We start from the raw sequence: 17152 nt of genomic DNA on the forward strand, positions 1-17152 counted from the left end.
TTAGCAGTACTATTGAGTTTAGTTACTAATACCAATCTCACTAACTATGTGATAATTGTTACTTGCTAAAATCACCAACTACATCGTTATTTATTTAATAATTAGAACAACTAGTTATTGCAATAAATGCCTTGTATTTGGCAATTTTTTCTACGTATAAAATTGTTCACTTAATTAATGAAATTGGTATTAACCATTTTTTCACTTAAATTTTTTCATTTAAAGGGTAGCGAGTGAATTTAAGTCGCTAGGGTAAGAAAAACCCTAGTAGCTTTATATGAAACAAAATTTAGTACAAGGCGGTATTTATTAATAGAGAATAACTCTCAATGACAAAGAAATACGGTTGAAATCACTGGCTACTACAGTTAAGCACCTTCAAGCAAAATCACCCTTGAGCGAAAACACCAGAATAACCTTTTTTGCTTTTTTCCAAGTAACTCAATTTGACTTTATTCAATATCTAATGGCTCTGGAGACAATATAATACCGGTGTTATCAGCATAAATATGATCATCAGGTAATATGGTTACGCCACCAAAGTTAATCGCAATATCAATTTCACCAAATTCATTATCGTTAGCGCCAACAGGAATTGAAACTAATCCTTGAATACCGATATCTATTTCTTCAATCGCGTCAACATCACGAACACTTCCATAACAAACAATACCTTCCCAGCCATTGTTTGCAGCAGTTTCTGCGATATCTAAGTCAATTAAAGCGCGCCTAGTTGAACCACCACCGTCAATGACGAGTACCTTGTTTGCTCCTTCCGTCATTACTGTTTTTTTTATGAGCCCAACACCTTCGAAGCACTTTATGGTGACTACTTTGCCCCCAAAAGAATGTCGGCCACCATAGTTGCTAAAAATAGGATCGATAACGTCAATTAAGTCAGCGTAGATATCACACAGTTGCGAGGTATCACATTCCATAACAATAGCCTTAAGTTTTAGAGATAATAGCTGTTAGTATAACCTGCTGAAGTGAAAATAAAATAGCTACTTGTATTTTGGACTAAAACTCTCTTTAATAGATGATTCATTCTCACTAATAATTGATATATTAATGCTTGTAAGTACGGACTCATTTACATTTTTATTTGCTATGCAAGCCATTGTGTTTGCTATTTTGTCATTAGTATTTTTAGTGTATTTTCGCTCTTTTAAACGTGAGTATGTCAAATGTTGGTTGTTTAGTTTAGTGGCATTAAGTGGCTATTATGTTATTAGTGCAGCACTTCCTATTACCGACATCTATATAAAAAATAACAGCTTATTGCTTTTTTATGAGCAAGTTCAACAAACAGCCTTATATCTCTTTCTAGCTTTTTTATTACTTGGCCTTTATCGCACAAAAAGAAAGCTCACAAAAACCTTTGTGAGTCTAGCCGTGTTACTCACTTTTTTTGTTAGCTTAACGGCATCAATTGCTTATTTATTTAGCGAAGATAACGCAGCTATGTACTTTGAGGTTAAAGCACAGGTACAAAGTTTTATTTTCATTATTAGTTTCTTAAGCGCAAGTTTATATCTCTTTATTGATCGCAAACCACACTTTTCTAGTAAACTTTTATTTGCCTTTTTCCTTATTTCTGCCATTCGTTATCTCGCTTATGTAACCATGACAGTGATGACTTTAACAGCTGAGTGGCTAAACCAATTAACGTTACTATTAACTTATTTTGATATTGGTGCTCACAGTATTTTAGGATTTATTTTACTTATTTGGATACAAGGGGATGAGCGTAATATCTCGAAACAGTCTATTCTTCGTGAGCAGTATTTAGGAAAGCATGACTTCTTAACGGGCGCGTTAAATCGCATTGCAGTAATGAATCAGCTAACAGAGGCAATTACTACTGCTAAACAACAATCATGTAAGCTTGCTGTATTTCTAATTGATATAAAGCAGTTTAAATTTATTAATGATACTTATGGGTTAAAAGTAGGTGACTGTATTCTTAAAGAAGTCGCAAGTAGGCTAAATAATAGTCTGCTACGGCCTAAGGCGGTAGGGCGGTTAAGTGGTGATTCTTTTATGTTTGTTATTGAGTATTATAATGAGCCGTCAGTTGCTCGAGTGCCAGAGCATCTCCATCAAATTATTGGTCGCCCTTATCAATATCATGATCAAGAAGCACATATTCAAGCGAGTATTGGATATACCTCTTTTCCCGAATATGGTGATAATGCTGAAGAATTATTGCAAAATGCAAACCTAGCTTTGCATCATGCAGAAACGAATAATATATCTACCATCAATTTTGAATCAGGTATGCAAGCAGGTGGACGACGTTTATTATTAAAAGAGAAAGAGCTTAAAAATGCCATTCTTAACGATGAATTCGTTTTATATTATCAACCGCAACTAAACTTGTTAACGAATCGCTTAGAAGGCGTTGAAGCTTTGGTACGTTGGCAGCACCCAACCAAAGGTTTATTGTTACCAGACGAGTTTTTAGATGATATAGATACTTTGTTTATGAATAGTCAGTTTGATAATTATGTTTTAAGTAAAGCCTGTAGTACGAATGCTCGATGGTATGAAAAATATAAACGCAGGGTAACTATTGCCGTTAATATTACCGCTGTTGAATTTCAAGACCCTCAATTTGTTAGTAATATTCAAACTTTATTACGTGATAATAATTTATCTCCTAGATATTTAGAGCTAGAAATCACTGAAAATGTGGTAATGACTGATATCGATACGGCTATGACCACTATTACGTCATTACAAAGTATGGGTATCAAAGTATCAATTGATGATTTTGGTACAGGCTATTCATCTTTGGCCTATTTACGCCAATTACCTATCGATAAAATTAAAATAGATCGTAGTTTTATCACTGAAGTTGCAACCAATGACTCTGATTTAACTATTGTTAAATCGATGATAAAACTCTCTCATGGTTTAGGGAAGCGTGTACTTGCCGAAGGTGTTGAAAATAGAGAACAACTAAATGTATTACGTAATATGGGCTGTGATGCAGTTCAAGGATACCTTATTGATAAACCATTGCCGGAAGAAACATTTGTTAGCTATTTAACTAAGCAGAATACAAGCACAAAAACTTAGTTTATGCTTATTATGAGGTTTAGCTGGCTTAGTGAATTGAGGTTGTCGTTAACGCGTAACTTATTAATTATATGATTTATTGTTTAGAGGGAGCTTTAGTTTGTATACGCTCTTTCGTGACTTGATCAAGCTTAATCATATAAGAATTTCTGCCAACGCCATAGAATTCTTCATCGGTAAAAATAATGGTGTTTTCGTCAGAAAAGGTCACTGCTTCTTTTTGTGTGACGATACCCAAATCAATTTTATAAGCATCACCTGAGAAAAAATCATCACCTTGCCAATTTTCAAATAACCATAGTCGTTCTGAGTCTAATAGTACTAATTTACTTCTATCTGGACTTAGAGCTGCCGACGTTATCCAGCAGAGCTTTTGATGTGTGGTACAAGTATTAAAGTTACTAATAAAACTGGCCTGATAATTATCTGCGTGATCACCAATTTTATATAAATTAGTATCGCCATCAAATGGCTTTGTTCTATTTTTTGAAAATAAATATAAGTGTCTTTTGTAAAAAACAAACGCCTCTAAATCAAAGTTTTTTTCTGACGCTTTAGGTGGAAAGTTTCGATGCTCTGGAAAGGTGAATTTAATTATTTCCGCTTCAGTTTCGGTTCCTTTAATATCAATAGGATTCTCAATTTTATAAATGGTAAGCCACTTACGCATATTGTCATTATTACCAAAGTCACCAATAAAAAAGTGGCCAAAATCATCCTGGGTCATGTCTTCCCAGTCTAAATTTCGCCCATTAGTAATAGTAACTGATTTTTTAATTTTTCCATCGCTTTGTACTTGGTGTATTTGTGCTGAATTACCGCCATCATTGATAGCCCATAAGTTGCCTGCTTTGTCGAATTCAATCCCCGAAACTTCTTTAATTCTGCTGTCTAAGGTGACGACTTTACTACTATAGAGTTCATAAGATTCACTGATTATTACAGCTAGAACGACGACTGCACTTAGACCCACAAACGCATAAAACGATTTTTTTATCATTGATTTTCCGTGTAAAGTTAAATCTATATGGTCGTGAGTATTGAAAAGCTAGGTTGACAAAACTATATATAAACGACAATAGCACTAGAGGTACAAGAATAGCTTAATTTACAATTGAGTGATATTGATCATTGCTTCACGAGAGTGCCCAGAGGCTTTTAAATTTGTAAGATAGTGTTGCCAACGATCATTCTGTTCTGTTACTAATAACGCTATATATTTAGTTGAATATATAGCGTTATGCTGATCATCAAAAATAAACCTAAAGCCATGTTTACCTAAATTTTCAATTGCGGTTAACACAACATCCTTTTTATGAGTAACTAAGCTTTGTTGTTTGGTCGGTTTATTTGCTGAAGGGGTAAAAACACGTAAATATTCAAAAGGTAAACAAGCAGACTGCCCATTGTTAAAATCAATGGTAAGACTTTTTGTATTTGTATTTATCAAAAAACTTTGAATATTCATAAGTGGTTGTAAACTCGTTAAAATATGTTTCTTATAGGATGAAACGGCTTAAATCTTCATCTTGTATTACGTCATTTAACGTTTTATCAACATGTGCTTTATCAATAACAATTTTTTCGCCTGAACGTTCATTAGCATTAAAAGATAATTCTTCCGTTAATCGTTCCATCATAGTATGCAAGCGACGAGCTCCTATGTTTTCGGTAGTTTCATTAACTTGCCAAGCAGCATTCGCTATTGCTTGAATACCGTCATCACTAAACTCAATATCCACGCCTTCTGTTGCTAATAACGCAATATACTGCTCTGTTAGTGAGGCGAAAGGTTCTGTTAATATTCTAACAAAATCTTCTGTTGTTAACGCTTTTAGCTCTACTCGAATAGGTAGGCGACCTTGTAATTCAGGAATTAAATCTGAAGGTTTAGCCATTTGGAAGGCACCTGAAGCAATAAATAGAATATGATCAGTTTTAATCATGCCATGCTTAGTACTAACCGTTGAGCCTTCAACTAAAGGTAATAAGTCTCGCTGTACGCCTTCACGTGATACATCACCGCCACTATTACTATCAGCACGCTTACAAATTTTGTCTATTTCATCAATAAAAACAATCCCATTTTGCTCTACCGCATAAATAGCTTTTTGCTTAATATCATCTTGATTAACGATTTTAGCGGCTTCTTCTTCTTGCAACGCCTTAAAAGCATCTTTAATTTTTAATTTGCGCTTTTTAGTTTTATCATTCGACATACTTTGGAACATGCTTTGCAATTGCGAAGTCATGTCTTCCATGCCTGGAGGTGCCATAATTTCTACGCCGACTTGCGGTGCAGCTAAATCAAGTTCAATTTCTTTATCGTCTAATTTACCTTCACGCAATTTTTTACGGAATACTTGACGAGTATTGTTATTCTCACCGTCTACATCATTTTTTTCAGCGTTTCCAAATCCATCACGAGCAGGAGGTAATAACACATCTAAAATACGCTCTTCAGCAGCTTCTTCAGCTAAATGTTGCACACGATTCATTTCGTCTTCTTTAACCATTTTAATTGCCATATCGGCAAGGTCACGAATAATCGTCTCAACTTCTTTACCTACATAACCCACTTCTGTGAATTTTGTGGCTTCAACTTTAATAAAAGGAGCATGTGCCAGTTTTGCTAAACGACGTGCAATTTCAGTTTTACCTACACCGGTAGGGCCTATCATTAAAATGTTTTTTGGGGTTACTTCATTGCGTAGCCCTTCGTTTAGTTGCATACGACGCCAGCGGTTACGTAAAGCGATGGCAACAGCACGTTTGGCTTCGCTTTGGCCGACAATATGGGCATCTAATTCATGGACAATTTCGCGGGGAGTCATATCTGACATATTTTAATCCTCGTTTTGTCTTGATTCATCAAAACAATAATCTTTTTGAAAATATAATGGAGAAACTACTATTAAGCCTGTGGCTTACAATTCATCTATCGTTTGAGATTGATTAGTGAAAACACATATATCACCAGCAATTGTTAAGGACTTCTCTACAATTTCTTTGGCGCTTAAGTCGGTGTTTTCTAATAGTGCGATAGCGGCTGATTGGGCAAAATTACCTCCACTACCAATAGCGATTAAGTCATGTTCGGGTTGAACAACATCACCATTACCGGTAATAATTAATGAGGCAGTTTCATCAGCAACAGCTAATAAAGCCTCAAGCTTTCTAAGGGCGCGATCACTACGCCAATCTTTGGCTAGTTCAACAGCAGCTTTGGTTAAATGGCCTTGATGTTGTTCAAGTTTACTTTCAAAACGCTCGAAGAGGGTAAAAGCATCAGCAGTACCGCCGGCAAACCCCGCCAATACTTTGTTGTTATATAAACGACGAACTTTTTTGGCATTACCTTTCATAACGGTATTACCTAGTGACACTTGACCGTCACCACCAATGGCTACTTTGCCATTACGTCTAACTGAAACAATAGTAGTCATGTTAACTCCAATCTCAATAAATACATTTTTTGTTGTAAATAAAGTTGGGGTTATTAATGAGTTTTCAAGGATAGAATTTATTTTATAGTCATTCTATCCAATTTATTTTGAAGGATAGGTTATTTCCATAACCAAATCTGACAACGATTAATGTTGTTATTACGTAATTTGTGTTTATCTTGCTCTGCAGCGCGTTTTCGTGAATATGGACCTAAAACGACTTTATGCCATATATTATTTTTGCCTTGTGCAGTTTGAATTGAACTTTCTAACCCAGAGAAAGCTATTTTAGCTCTTAGTGATTCTGCTTGGGCTGCCGTTTTAAAAGAACCACATTGCATTTTATAAGGACCATTTTGTTTAACTTCATACTGTCCTACTTCAATTTCTTTGGTTTTTAAATTTTCAACATAAGTCCATTTTTCTTTAGGAGGCTCAGGTAAGTCTTTCTCTTTTTTAGGCTTAACTTCATGTTGCGTTTGAATAGGCGTTTTAGTTGTTTCATCTGTTTTTAAAAACCATAAACTATAGACAAAAACGGAAATAAATATGATAGCTATCAGACCTAAAAACTTGAGTTTTCGAGTCGAAGTTGGATCTGGTTGTGCCGATTTTTTTTTGTAAGGGCTATTTTTTTTCTTTTTTTGCGGCGTACGAGAAATATAATCTTGATTTGACATGAACTACAGAAGAACCAGGAAGAATGTAGGCTATTTTATACTTAAGTTATTTCTAATTACAAGTAGATATAGCGAAAGCAAAACTATCCAGTAAAAGTAGGCTGCAGTTTAATTATTTGATTACCAATTTAAATCAATAGGATCAATGTCTAAACTCCAACGTACTTTACTTTGCCATTCATTATTCGGGATGGCAGCTAGTAACTGGAAAATAGCAATATGCAGATCTTTTCTTGATTTAGCCTGCAAAATTAAATGATAACGAAATTTGCCCGCCTTTTTCTCCATTGCTGCAGGAACAGGTCCGGCAAATTGACAGTTAGTGAAAGTAAGCTCAGTTAATAGTCGTAAGAACTTTTCAGGATAGCTTGGGTAATTGGCTTCAGCGCGGAATAAGGCTTGATAACTAAAAGGTGGCAACATAGCTTGCTTTCTTTCAGCTAAGGCTTGTTTGGCAAAGTGTTGGTAGCCGTTATGCACTAGGTCTTGTAGTAAAGGATGTTCAGGATAACTGGTTTGTACTAACACTTTACCTGGTTTACTCGCACGACCGGCACGACCAGCGACCTGAATTAATAGTTGTGCCATTTGTTCGCTGGCACGAAAATCAAAACTGAATAATGCACCATCGCCATCAAGCACCGCTACTAAGGTAACATCAGGAAAATGATGACCTTTAGCCAGCATTTGCGTACCAATAAGTAATTGATGCTTTTTATCTGTAATTTCTTGTAATAACTTAGTTAATTCACCTTTTTTACGGGTGCTGTCTCTGTCTATTCTTACCACACTAACATCAGGAAATATCTCACCAATTCGTTGCTCTAACTGTTCTGTTCCTTGACCTATAGGTGCAATACGAATACTACCGCATTTGGGGCATTGTTTTGGTACACGTTTTTGGCTACCACAATGATGGCAAATTAATAGTTGTTGTTTTTGATGGTAAGTATAAGGTTTATCGCAACGTTGGCAGTCAGCAAGCCAATGGCATTCTTGACAATTTATTGCGGGTGCATAGCCTCGCCTATTTAAAAAAATAAGAGCTTGTTCACCACGTGCTAGTGTTTGTTTAATCTCATGTTTTAAGCTGCCAGACAAACCAAATTCCATTTGTTGTTGAGCAACATCAATTAATGTTATTTGCGCTTTACTGCTTTTTCCAGCTCGCTTACGTAGCTGGTGGTATTGGTACTTGCCAGATAAGGCATTTTGTAATGATTCAAAACTAGGTGTAGCACTACCTAAAATAATAGGAATATTTGTTTGCCTAGCGCGTAAAATAGCAATATCTCGCCCATGATACCGAAAACTGTCTTGCTGCTTTAACGAGCTGTCGTGCTCTTCATCAACAATAATCATACCTAACTTGTGCAAGGGGGAGAAAATAGCAGATCGTGTGCCTATAACAATGGCAGCACTACCTTGTTGGGCGCTTAACCAAGTATCTAAACGCTCAGTATCGTTAAGGTTAGAGTGATGCAAACAAATAGGCACGCTAAAGCGTTGCTCAAAACGCAATAGCGTTTGTGGTGTTAAACCTATTTCAGGAACAATCACTAATACTTGTTGATGATTTGCTAATACATTTTCCATGGCCTGTAGATAAACTTCCGTTTTACCACTGCCAGTAACACCGTCAATTAAGTGGCAAGAGAAGCGATCTAACGATTGATTGATTGCGGCAACAATCAATGCTTGCTCGGTTGATAGCAATTGTTTGTTTTCTTGGGTTAATTTGTTATCTTGCCAAGAAAATTGCCCTGGTTTATGCTTAACCTGCTTGATAAGATCTTTGGCAACCAAGGCATTTAACTGTGCCTTGCTATAACCTAAAGTACGCAATTCTGCCCAGCTAATACCATGATGTTTTGCTATTAATTGAAAAAGTGCGAACTGTTTTGGCGCTTTAGTTTCAACCTTAGCTAATTGCTCTTGCTGTTCATTTTCGATTAGCTCTACACTTTGCCAAACCATCGGTGGCTGCAGATCTACTTTTTTTACCTGACGTAGTAATTTGGGGAGTGCTTGTTGAAAAACGTCACCAATAGGATGGTGGTAGTAGTTAGCACATAACTTGAGATAATTAACCAAAAAATCGCTTAAGTGAAAGCTATCGTTAAGGCGTTGTGAAATTGGTTTTATTTTTGAGTCAATATCACACTTGTCGGTTATCGCGATAACAATAGCGATAACTTTTCTTGCACCAAATGATACAGCAACACGTTCGCCAATTTTTATTGGTGGTGTTTGTAGTTCCTCAGGTACTTGATAGGTAAACAGCTGGCGCATAGGAACGGGAACTGCTACTTGTACATATTGCTCAGACACGAATAATATAGAATGCTTGTTATAAGAATAGGCCGTTTATATTACCGTAAAAATTACTATTTATTAATAAGTCTTTTTTAGTCAGTTTAGTATCAGTTTAGCTTGCAGTCGGTGCGGTGATCATTTATTATTCGCCTCCATTAATTTTTACACCGTATGGTGCTTGGCGTTTTAAGTTCATATAACTAAAGCGGCTGAGTGGCGATACGCCCAATTTCTCGAAAGAGATATAGAGGTCCCCATGAAAGACGGAATTCATCCTAATTATGTTGAGTTTAAAGCAACTTGTTCTTGTGGCAATGTTATTACAACTCGTTCAACAGCAGCTAAAGACGTGCATTTAGACGTATGTTCAGAATGTCACCCTTTTTACACTGGTAAGCAGAAAGCTGCTGAGACCGGTGGTCGTGTTGATAAATTCAACAAACGTTTTGGTGCTCTTTCTAAGAAGTAATTTTTACTTTTTAGTTTCTTTTCTTGTTATTAAGAAAAGTAGCATCGAAAAAAGCGCCGAAAGGCGCTTTTTTTATTTCTGACATTTGTAGATTTTAGTACTCTATTTTTTGTGGTGTTTCTGCTACATTAACCATCTTAGAAAAACCTTCTCAAATTTAAAATTAAGGCTCAATAAATGGCAGAAAGAAAGCCAGGTAAATTTGCTAAAGAAAGGCAATTTATCAAAGATAAGCAAATTGATGCATTAAAAACGCCACCGCATTCATTAGAAGCTGAACAATCTGTGTTAGGTGGTTTATTGCTTGATAATGAAACTTGGGATCGTGTTTCAGAAAAAACAGTGGCTGATGACTTTTATAGTCGTTCACATCGTCTGATTTTTGAAACTATTGGTGCCCTAATTGAACTAGGTGAACCGGTTGATTTAATTACGCTGTCTGAAGCCTTAGAAAATGATCAAAAGCTTGATGATGCAGGTGGTTTTGTTTATCTCGCTGAGATGATGAAAAATACACCAAGTGCGGCTAATATTACAGCTTATGCTGATATTGTTCGGGAACGTGCCGTTACGCGAGAAATGATCAGCGTAGCTAATGAATTAGCGGAAGCTGGTTATGATACGCAGGGTCGCTCTAGTGCCGATTTACTTGATTTTGCGGAAACGAAAGTATTTGCAATAGCTGAAAAACGCGCTAACAAGTCTGAAGGGCCTGAAAGCTTGCATTCAGTGTTAGAAAAAACCGTCGATAGAATTGAAAAACTATGTTCAACGGAGACCGGTGGTGTTACTGGTGTTCCTAGTGGCTTTGCTGATCTAGATAAAATGACGGCTGGTTTACAAAAGTCAGATTTAATTATTGTTGCGGCTCGTCCATCAATGGGTAAAACAACCTTTGCAATGAACTTGGCTGAACATGCTGCAATGACACAAGAGTATCCGGCATTAATCTTTAGTTTAGAGATGCCTGCGGATCAAATTATGATGAGAATGCTAGCCTCTTTAGGGCGCATTGATCAAACTAAAATTAGAACTGGGCAGCTAGACGATGAAGATTGGGCTCGCTTGTCTTCTACTATGGGCTTACTAATTGAAAACGGCAAAATGTTTATTGATGATGCTGCGGGCTTAACACCAACAGAAGTACGCTCTAGAGCGAGACGTATTCATCGAGATCATGGTGGTATTTCTATGATCATGATCGATTACTTACAACTTATGCGCGCACCTCAGTTTTCAGATAATCGTACTTTAGAAATAGCAGAAATTTCTCGCTCATTAAAAGCCTTAGCTAAAGAGTTACAAGTACCGGTAGTGGCGCTTTCTCAGCTAAACCGTGGCTTGGAGCAACGTAGTGATAAACGTCCAATTAACTCAGATCTACGTGAATCAGGTTCAATAGAGCAAGATGCCGATTTAATCATGTTTATTTACCGTGATGAGGTATATCACGATGATAGTGAATTTAAAGGGATGGCAGAAATTATTATTGGTAAGCAACGTAACGGACCTATTGGCCGTGTTCCACTGACTTTCCAAGGTAAGTACTCACGCTTTGATAATTATGCTGGGCCACATGTGCTTGAAGAAGATTAGTTGAGTGAGTATTGGCTTGTATTATTTTTTTGAATGTAAGCCTTTACTTAAGACTAATATTTTAACTTAACAGTAGTCATTGTTATAACGGATGCTAACTAATTGATTCCTTATATTATTCACCGTTGATGGTAGCTATTACTGTACGGCTACCACCATAATCTCTATGCTCGCCTAAATAAATACCTTGCCAAGTACCTAGGTTGAGTTGCCCATTAGTAATAGGAATAGTAATGCTTGAGCCGAGTAAACTAGCTTTTATATGGGCTGGCATGTCGTCATCACCTTCATAGGTGTGTTGATAATAAGGGGCTCTTTCAGGAACGAAAGTATTAAAGTGTTTTTCCATATCGGCGCGAACTGTTGGGTCGGCATTTTCGTTTATCGTTAGTGACGCGGAAGAATGTTGAATGAATAAGTGTAGTATGCCGTGTTGCACTTTTTCTAAGCCAGTAAGTTGTACTTGAACTTCATTGGTAATTAAATGAAATCCACGACTTTTTTTGGTTAACTTAATCTCCGTTTGTATCCACATATTAATATTTTCCTTTATAATACCAATCTCACTAGTTATATGATCATTTCTACTTGCTAAAATCACCAACGATATCGTTATTTATTTAAGAATTAGCACAACGAGTTATTGAAATATATGCCTTGTATTTGGCAATTTTTTATACGTATAAAATTGTTCACTTCATTAATGAAATTGGTATAACTATTCTGTTATCTCTGCTTTATTTAAACGTTCAAAAGCTGAAATAGTTTGTGGTATCAATTGCTCAATGATTTCAATATGCGGGCTTTGCGCTTGATAACGGGCGTAGAGCGTTTTATATATACCCGTCTCACCAATGCGTTTAGTTTGTACTAATGATTGCTTGCTTAAACTATTTACTAACCATTTAGGCAACACCGCTATACCCATATTAGCAGCAACCATTTGTAATATCATATGACTATTCGCAACTTGTTTGATCGCTTTTGGTTTGTATTTATTACCAGATTCTTGATTAGTATTTTTATTTAAAAAAAGCTTAAAGAGATCAAGCTCTTCTATTTTCACTGGGTAGGTGAGTAAAGTGTAGTGGCTAAAGTCAGCGGCTGATAAAAAATCTTGGGCTGTGGTTTCACTTTCTTTTGCTAGTACAGCAACTACTTCATAGGTTCCAAGTGATTGATAAATATAGTTATCGTTTTCATTTTTTTCATCAATAAATAGAATGTCGACATCATCAGCAGGTTTATTAGTAATAGGTTTAGGAAAAGCTTGCTCTAATGACGTTTTACCAAAAAAGGTTTGCTCCATAAAGTTAAGTTTTAATTTTGGATACTGTTGTGAAAATTGCTCGGTAATAGGTAATAACCACTGAAAACAAGCGTGACAGGCTATAGCTAAATTGAGGTGAGTTATGGTGCTTTTTTCTGTTTTTAATTCGTTTAGTGCCGTACTTATTTTAGGCAAAATATTATTGGCTAAAGTTAGTAATACTTGCCCTTTTTCGGTGAACTGAACAGGCGACGTATTACGAATAAAAAGTTGTGTATTTAAGCGCTGCTCTAAGTCCTTTAACTGATGAGAAAGCGCTGACTGACTAACAAAAAGTGCATCAGCGGCCTTTCTTATATTTCCGGTGTTTGACAAGGTGGTGAGTGTTTTTAGGTGCTTTATCTCAAACATTATGAAAATTCCTTCATGTCCATCGTGAATTTTTACCCGTTCAGCAACTAGGTATTATTTAAAAGTATAACCATTTGGGTGTCTAGACGTCTAGGTGTTTTTTCGTTTATTTGTAAGTAATGAATTCAATTGGAGCAAGCCATGTAAAGTTACCATTTATATTTTGCTTATTGGCGCTAAACGGAAGGCGAGGGAGTTAAGCTACTATTAGATAATATGGCACTAGCTGCTAAATAATTAAGTACAAAGTGTATTTACTCATTTAGTCACAATAATGTAGCAAGTAAACTTTTAGAATCTGCAATAAGAACCTCGACCCTGCATGATCGAGGTTTTCTATAAGTTTAAAAAGCTCTTAGCTTATTCTTCAAGGAAGCGAATAGTACTTGGGTTTAAGTTTGTCGCTAAACGTTCGTTTACTATTTCATTCGTTTCACTGTTGATAATATCAATACCAGGTGCACTCGGTGTTGGCATACTTAGCCATAGGAAATTGGCATTATCTAAACCAAGAAAGTTAATTCCTTCTGTACCTGTGTTCGCTACATTATTCTCTGTAATTTCGCCAGTGGTTGGGTTAAATTGGTATAGTGATGATATTTCATGAAAGCTTGGTACAAACACTGATTCACTAGTATAAAAATAGCCTTTTTCTGCTGATACAATAACGGCACTTTTAATAAAGCCACTAACGTTGTCTGTAATACTGCCCGCATTAAGTACTTGGCGAACGCTATAATCGGTTGGTTCAATTTCTTCAATACGACTCAATGTTAAATCAGTGTTGCTATAATCGCTACGGGTACTGATATATATTTTATCATTGCCTGTAGTAATGCTGTTTTCAAGTGGATTTAACCCTTCTAAAGGAATACCTTTAACAGTATCGTCACTATTAGCGTTAGTTTCTATTTCTTCATCAGTCGCGGTATCAAACACTGCTACATAACTAGTATTTGGTGCATAAGCATCTGATAAACGTTGCATAACAATATAAAGCTTACCATCGTTAATAACTGCAGCAGCAGGACTTGGTGTGCCATTGGTATTGTTTTCAGGCACATAACTAGATAAATCTAATTCACCCACTTTAAAGTCATCAATATTATCGGCTTGTGGGTTAACAACCCATACCTGGCTTGAACCATAGCGTAATAAGTAGGCTTTTGTATCGTCTAATGATACTAACGAATATGGATTACGGCTAATTGAATCTTGGCTATCTTGTGTTGAAAAAGACCATATTGCAGTATCTCTTTCACTAACTTCAGCACCATTATATTTAGTGATGGTATCAATGAAAAATCGGCCGATATGGTAAACATCAGTTTTGTAGCTAGCTAACGTATAGTCAGAAGCATCTTTGATATAATAACCACTATCAACTTGTTGAGTTTCCCCGTCCATATATACAACTTCAGAACTGCTATAGTCTGGCGCTATTGTTTGCACTACCGCTAATGAAGGAGTGTCTTTAATATCGCCAACAGTAACCGTAATACTTAATTCATCAGAGAGTTCACCACTATCAGTAGCCGTAACGGTAAGTACGTATGGACCCGTATCACCGTTGTCAAAATCAGGCGCGGTATTAAATGTTAGTAATCCACTTTGATCAATAGTAAATAGTGAATTATCTGCGCCTGAAAGGCTGAATGTTATGGCATCATTATCAGAATCTGTCGCAGTATATTGAGCTACAGTTAATGAGTTTTCAGCAACAACAGGTGCCGTTTCACCGGTGAGCGTTGGAGCATTATTGCTGTCTGAATTACAACCACTTAGCAAGGCAGCTGAGATTAACAAACTTAGGGGTAATACTTTTTTTGTATAGGTTGTTGACATTTATAGATCCTCTATTGAAAATTTGAGTTGAATACTTTTACCTTGAGCTGGCCTATTGGCCAGGTCTTGATATTTTTCGTTAAATACATTGTTAAATGATAAACTGGCGTTGTATTTTGGTGTTTGCCAGTTCAGTGCAATGTTCGTTAGGCTACGGTCGGCTGGATTACCGCTACCGAGATTACTATTTGTTGATTGAAATTGGTTGTTGCGATTAAAATAGAGCTCTTTATCAAGGCTGCTATTTATTTTTATCTGCCAATTGGGTTTGATCTTATATAATAATGAAGCACTGTATTGTTGGTGATAGATACCTGGTAGCTTTTTATTATCAAAAGCAATAAATGGTGAAGAGGTATCACTATCAATAAGGCTAACTTGCATTGAGAGCGATAAATTATCAAGTAATGAAATATTTCCCTGAAGTTCAAAACCATTTAATAAAGCGCCACCCACATTAGTATAAGAGCCAACACCACTAGAGTTAAAAATTGCAACAATTGAGTTCTCCAAGTCTTGACGGTAAAGAGAAGAAGATAGGTTGAATTGCTTAACTTGGTATTGGAGCCCTAAAGTGATTGTGTTTGCTTCTTCTGGTAATAAATTGCCATTACCTTTAAAAGATCCTCGGTCACCAAACAGCTCAAAGAGGGTTGGTGTTCGAATACCATTACTAAAGTTTACAGAAGTATTCAAGTTTCCCGTTCCGTAATTAATCCCCAATTCTTGAGTAGAGTAATGGGTATTTTTAGTCTCTTTTTGACTATCGATTGCGTTTAATGCGCTATTGGCATTCTTTTCTCGTAATTGATTACCTAATATGTAGCTGCTAATAGGATAACTATCGCTTTTCCATTCAATACGTGCACCAAAATTTATTTGTGTTTGTGCTGCTTCAACATCACAACTACTGATGCCATTACATTGAATGGCTTCACCATTTTGAGTGCTGAATGAGCTAAAATTCTGCCTGCTAATATCAACAAATGGTGTGAAACTTAGTGTCGACCAGTTAATATTTGGTTTAATACTAATCTGCTGTTTAGTGTTTTTGTAATCGCTAGTTTTTATTCTGTCTTCGTTTGGACGCTCTAAATACAGTTCATCTTTGGTTTCACCAGAATAATTAATTTCAATTCCTTCAAAATTTATATCACCTAAACTATTGATATCAGCTAACCAATAATGTTGAATGCTGTATCTAATTTGATCACTGTCTAATGTAGAGCTATTTTCTGGAGAGTTATTCTGATAGTTAGCTAGGGCTTTTTCTTGTTTGTTATATTGCAAATTAAAGCGTAATTGGTGCTGATCTAACTGAACATTGTCATTAACAAACAATGATAGCTTTTCAAATTCATTATTTCTTAATGGTTCATTAATCGATTCAGAAGGGTTTACAAAACTTTGAGGAACTAAATAGTTATAGTCATTATCACTGACCAAGTAATTTCCACCAAATGCTAGGCTGTGTTTTTTAAAAGCATTATTACTTAAAAAATTAACTTCTTTATAGCCAAATGAACCAATCGATAAAGCAATTTTCTTTTTGTTTTCACTTGGGTTATAAGTGTTTACTCTAATGACACCGCCAATTGGTGTTGAACCTGTTCCTAGTGCTTGGCTTTTACTAATCTCAATACTCTCAATTTGATCCGTCGGTATTTGGTTAAGATCAAAACCACCAAATTGACTATCGTTGACGAGTTGCCCATCGATATACATTTGTACTTGTTTACCACTTGAACCCCGGATAGAAATAGAGACAGGGTTACCTAAACCACTAATCTGTCTTATTTGTATACCATTGATATTCTTAAGAGCATCGGATAATGTTTGAGCAGAATTAATTAAATCTTCACGATGTAATACTTGATAATTGACACTATTGAATTCATGAGAATTGACGATTTCAATGGTTTCTATATCCGTTTCTACACTATCTATATTTGATTGTGCTCCATAACTTATTTTGGTAAAAAACAAGCAACAGCAGTAAAAACTAAGTGAAGGTATTGAGAGTAATTTATTCATA

General features: G+C 36.0%; 14 protein-coding genes. 3 read left to right on the forward strand and 11 right to left on the reverse strand.

Annotation, left to right across the window (positions count from 1 at the left end; genetic code table 11):
- Positions 1-452: 452 nt before the first annotated feature.
- A complete protein-coding gene (gene rraA, locus KO509_RS11850; protein ID WP_215973489.1) occupies positions 453-938 on the reverse strand; it encodes a ribonuclease E activity regulator RraA in 486 nt (161 codons plus the stop codon).
- 133 nt (positions 939-1071) lie between these two features.
- Here rraA and KO509_RS11855 point away from each other — a divergent pair, with 133 nt between their 5' ends.
- Positions 1072-3084: a bifunctional diguanylate cyclase/phosphodiesterase gene (locus KO509_RS11855; protein WP_215973490.1), complete on the forward strand. Its 2013-nt coding sequence runs from the start codon at positions 1072-1074 to the stop codon at positions 3082-3084.
- A 76-nt stretch (positions 3085-3160) separates the two neighbouring features.
- Here KO509_RS11855 and KO509_RS11860 read toward each other — a convergent pair whose 3' ends face one another.
- The 6 genes from KO509_RS11860 to priA all read right to left on the reverse strand — a co-directional run bounded on the left by KO509_RS11860 (position 3161) and on the right by priA (position 9541).
- A complete protein-coding gene (locus KO509_RS11860) occupies positions 3161-4084 on the reverse strand; it encodes a hypothetical protein (RefSeq protein WP_215973491.1) in 924 nt (307 codons plus the stop codon).
- 108 nt (positions 4085-4192) lie between these two features.
- Positions 4193-4552 carry a gamma-butyrobetaine hydroxylase-like domain-containing protein gene (locus KO509_RS11865; RefSeq protein WP_215973492.1) on the reverse strand — a complete coding sequence of 120 codons (360 nt, stop codon included), beginning with the start codon at positions 4550-4552 and terminating at the stop codon, positions 4193-4195.
- Between the two features lie 31 nt (positions 4553-4583).
- Entirely contained in the window at positions 4584-5927 is a 1344-nt protein-coding gene (gene hslU, locus KO509_RS11870) for an ATP-dependent protease ATPase subunit HslU (RefSeq protein ID WP_215973493.1), read from the reverse strand.
- 84 nt (positions 5928-6011) lie between these two features.
- Positions 6012-6530, reverse strand: coding sequence for an ATP-dependent protease subunit HslV (gene hslV / locus KO509_RS11875; RefSeq protein ID WP_215973494.1), 519 nt, complete (start codon positions 6528-6530; stop codon positions 6012-6014).
- Positions 6531-6649: 119 nt separating this feature from the next.
- Positions 6650-7210: an SPOR domain-containing protein gene (locus KO509_RS11880; RefSeq protein ID WP_215973495.1), complete on the reverse strand. Its 561-nt coding sequence runs from the start codon at positions 7208-7210 to the stop codon at positions 6650-6652.
- 120 nt (positions 7211-7330) lie between these two features.
- Positions 7331-9541, reverse strand: coding sequence for a primosomal protein N' (gene priA / locus KO509_RS11885; RefSeq protein WP_215973496.1), 2211 nt, complete (start codon positions 9539-9541; stop codon positions 7331-7333).
- 241 nt (positions 9542-9782) lie between these two features.
- Between priA and rpmE the strand changes: the two genes are divergently transcribed.
- Both rpmE and dnaB read left to right on the forward strand, forming a co-directional pair.
- Complete coding sequence (rpmE, locus tag KO509_RS11890) at positions 9783-9995, forward strand: 50S ribosomal protein L31 (RefSeq protein ID WP_215973497.1); 213 nt, start codon at positions 9783-9785, stop codon at positions 9993-9995.
- Between the two features lie 177 nt (positions 9996-10172).
- Entirely contained in the window at positions 10173-11591 is a 1419-nt protein-coding gene (dnaB, locus tag KO509_RS11895; protein ID WP_215973498.1) for a replicative DNA helicase, read from the forward strand.
- A gap of 115 nt (positions 11592-11706) precedes the next feature.
- Here dnaB and KO509_RS11900 read toward each other — a convergent pair whose 3' ends face one another.
- The 4 genes from KO509_RS11900 to KO509_RS11915 all read right to left on the reverse strand — a co-directional run bounded on the left by KO509_RS11900 (position 11707) and on the right by KO509_RS11915 (position 17151).
- Positions 11707-12126: a secondary thiamine-phosphate synthase enzyme YjbQ gene (locus KO509_RS11900; protein ID WP_215973499.1), complete on the reverse strand. Its 420-nt coding sequence runs from the start codon at positions 12124-12126 to the stop codon at positions 11707-11709.
- Positions 12127-12309: 183 nt separating this feature from the next.
- Positions 12310-13272, reverse strand: a complete 963-nt coding sequence (locus KO509_RS11905) for a LysR substrate-binding domain-containing protein (RefSeq protein WP_215973500.1) — start codon at positions 13270-13272, stop codon at positions 12310-12312.
- Positions 13273-13632: 360 nt separating this feature from the next.
- Positions 13633-15117, reverse strand: a complete 1485-nt coding sequence (locus tag KO509_RS11910; protein WP_215973501.1) for a cadherin repeat domain-containing protein — start codon at positions 15115-15117, stop codon at positions 13633-13635.
- On the reverse strand, positions 15118-17151 hold the full coding sequence (locus tag KO509_RS11915; RefSeq protein ID WP_215973502.1) for a TonB-dependent receptor: 2034 nt from the start codon (positions 17149-17151) through the stop codon (positions 15118-15120).
- Position 17152: the final 1 nt, after the last annotated feature.

This window comes from Colwellia sp. C2M11, assembly GCF_018860915.1.
Taxonomy (GTDB): Bacteria; Pseudomonadota; Gammaproteobacteria; order Enterobacterales; family Alteromonadaceae; genus Colwellia.

Bases quoted from the DNA above. Each gene is read 5' to 3' on its own strand.
- KO509_RS11860 (WP_215973491.1), bottom strand. From the start codon at position 4,084: ATGATAAAAAAATCGTTTTATGCGTTTGTGGGTCTAAGTGCAGTCGTC.
- KO509_RS11855 (WP_215973490.1), top strand. From the start codon at position 1,072: ATGCTTGTAAGTACGGACTCATTTACATTTTTATTTGCTATGCAAGCC.
- hslU (WP_215973493.1), bottom strand. From the start codon at position 5,927: ATGTCAGATATGACTCCCCGCGAAATTGTCCATGAATTAGATGCCCAT.
- rpmE (WP_215973497.1), top strand. From the start codon at position 9,783: ATGAAAGACGGAATTCATCCTAATTATGTTGAGTTTAAAGCAACTTGT.
- KO509_RS11880 (WP_215973495.1), bottom strand. From the start codon at position 7,210: ATGTCAAATCAAGATTATATTTCTCGTACGCCGCAAAAAAAGAAAAAA.
- KO509_RS11865 (WP_215973492.1), bottom strand. From the start codon at position 4,552: ATGAATATTCAAAGTTTTTTGATAAATACAAATACAAAAAGTCTTACC.
- hslV (WP_215973494.1), bottom strand. From the start codon at position 6,530: ATGACTACTATTGTTTCAGTTAGACGTAATGGCAAAGTAGCCATTGGT.
- KO509_RS11915 (WP_215973502.1), bottom strand. From the start codon at position 17,151: ATGAATAAATTACTCTCAATACCTTCACTTAGTTTTTACTGCTGTTGC.
- rraA (WP_215973489.1), bottom strand. From the start codon at position 938: ATGGAATGTGATACCTCGCAACTGTGTGATATCTACGCTGACTTAATT.
- dnaB (WP_215973498.1), top strand. From the start codon at position 10,173: ATGGCAGAAAGAAAGCCAGGTAAATTTGCTAAAGAAAGGCAATTTATC.
- KO509_RS11900 (WP_215973499.1), bottom strand. From the start codon at position 12,126: ATGTGGATACAAACGGAGATTAAGTTAACCAAAAAAAGTCGTGGATTT.
- KO509_RS11910 (WP_215973501.1), bottom strand. From the start codon at position 15,117: ATGTCAACAACCTATACAAAAAAAGTATTACCCCTAAGTTTGTTAATC.
- KO509_RS11905 (WP_215973500.1), bottom strand. From the start codon at position 13,272: ATGTTTGAGATAAAGCACCTAAAAACACTCACCACCTTGTCAAACACC.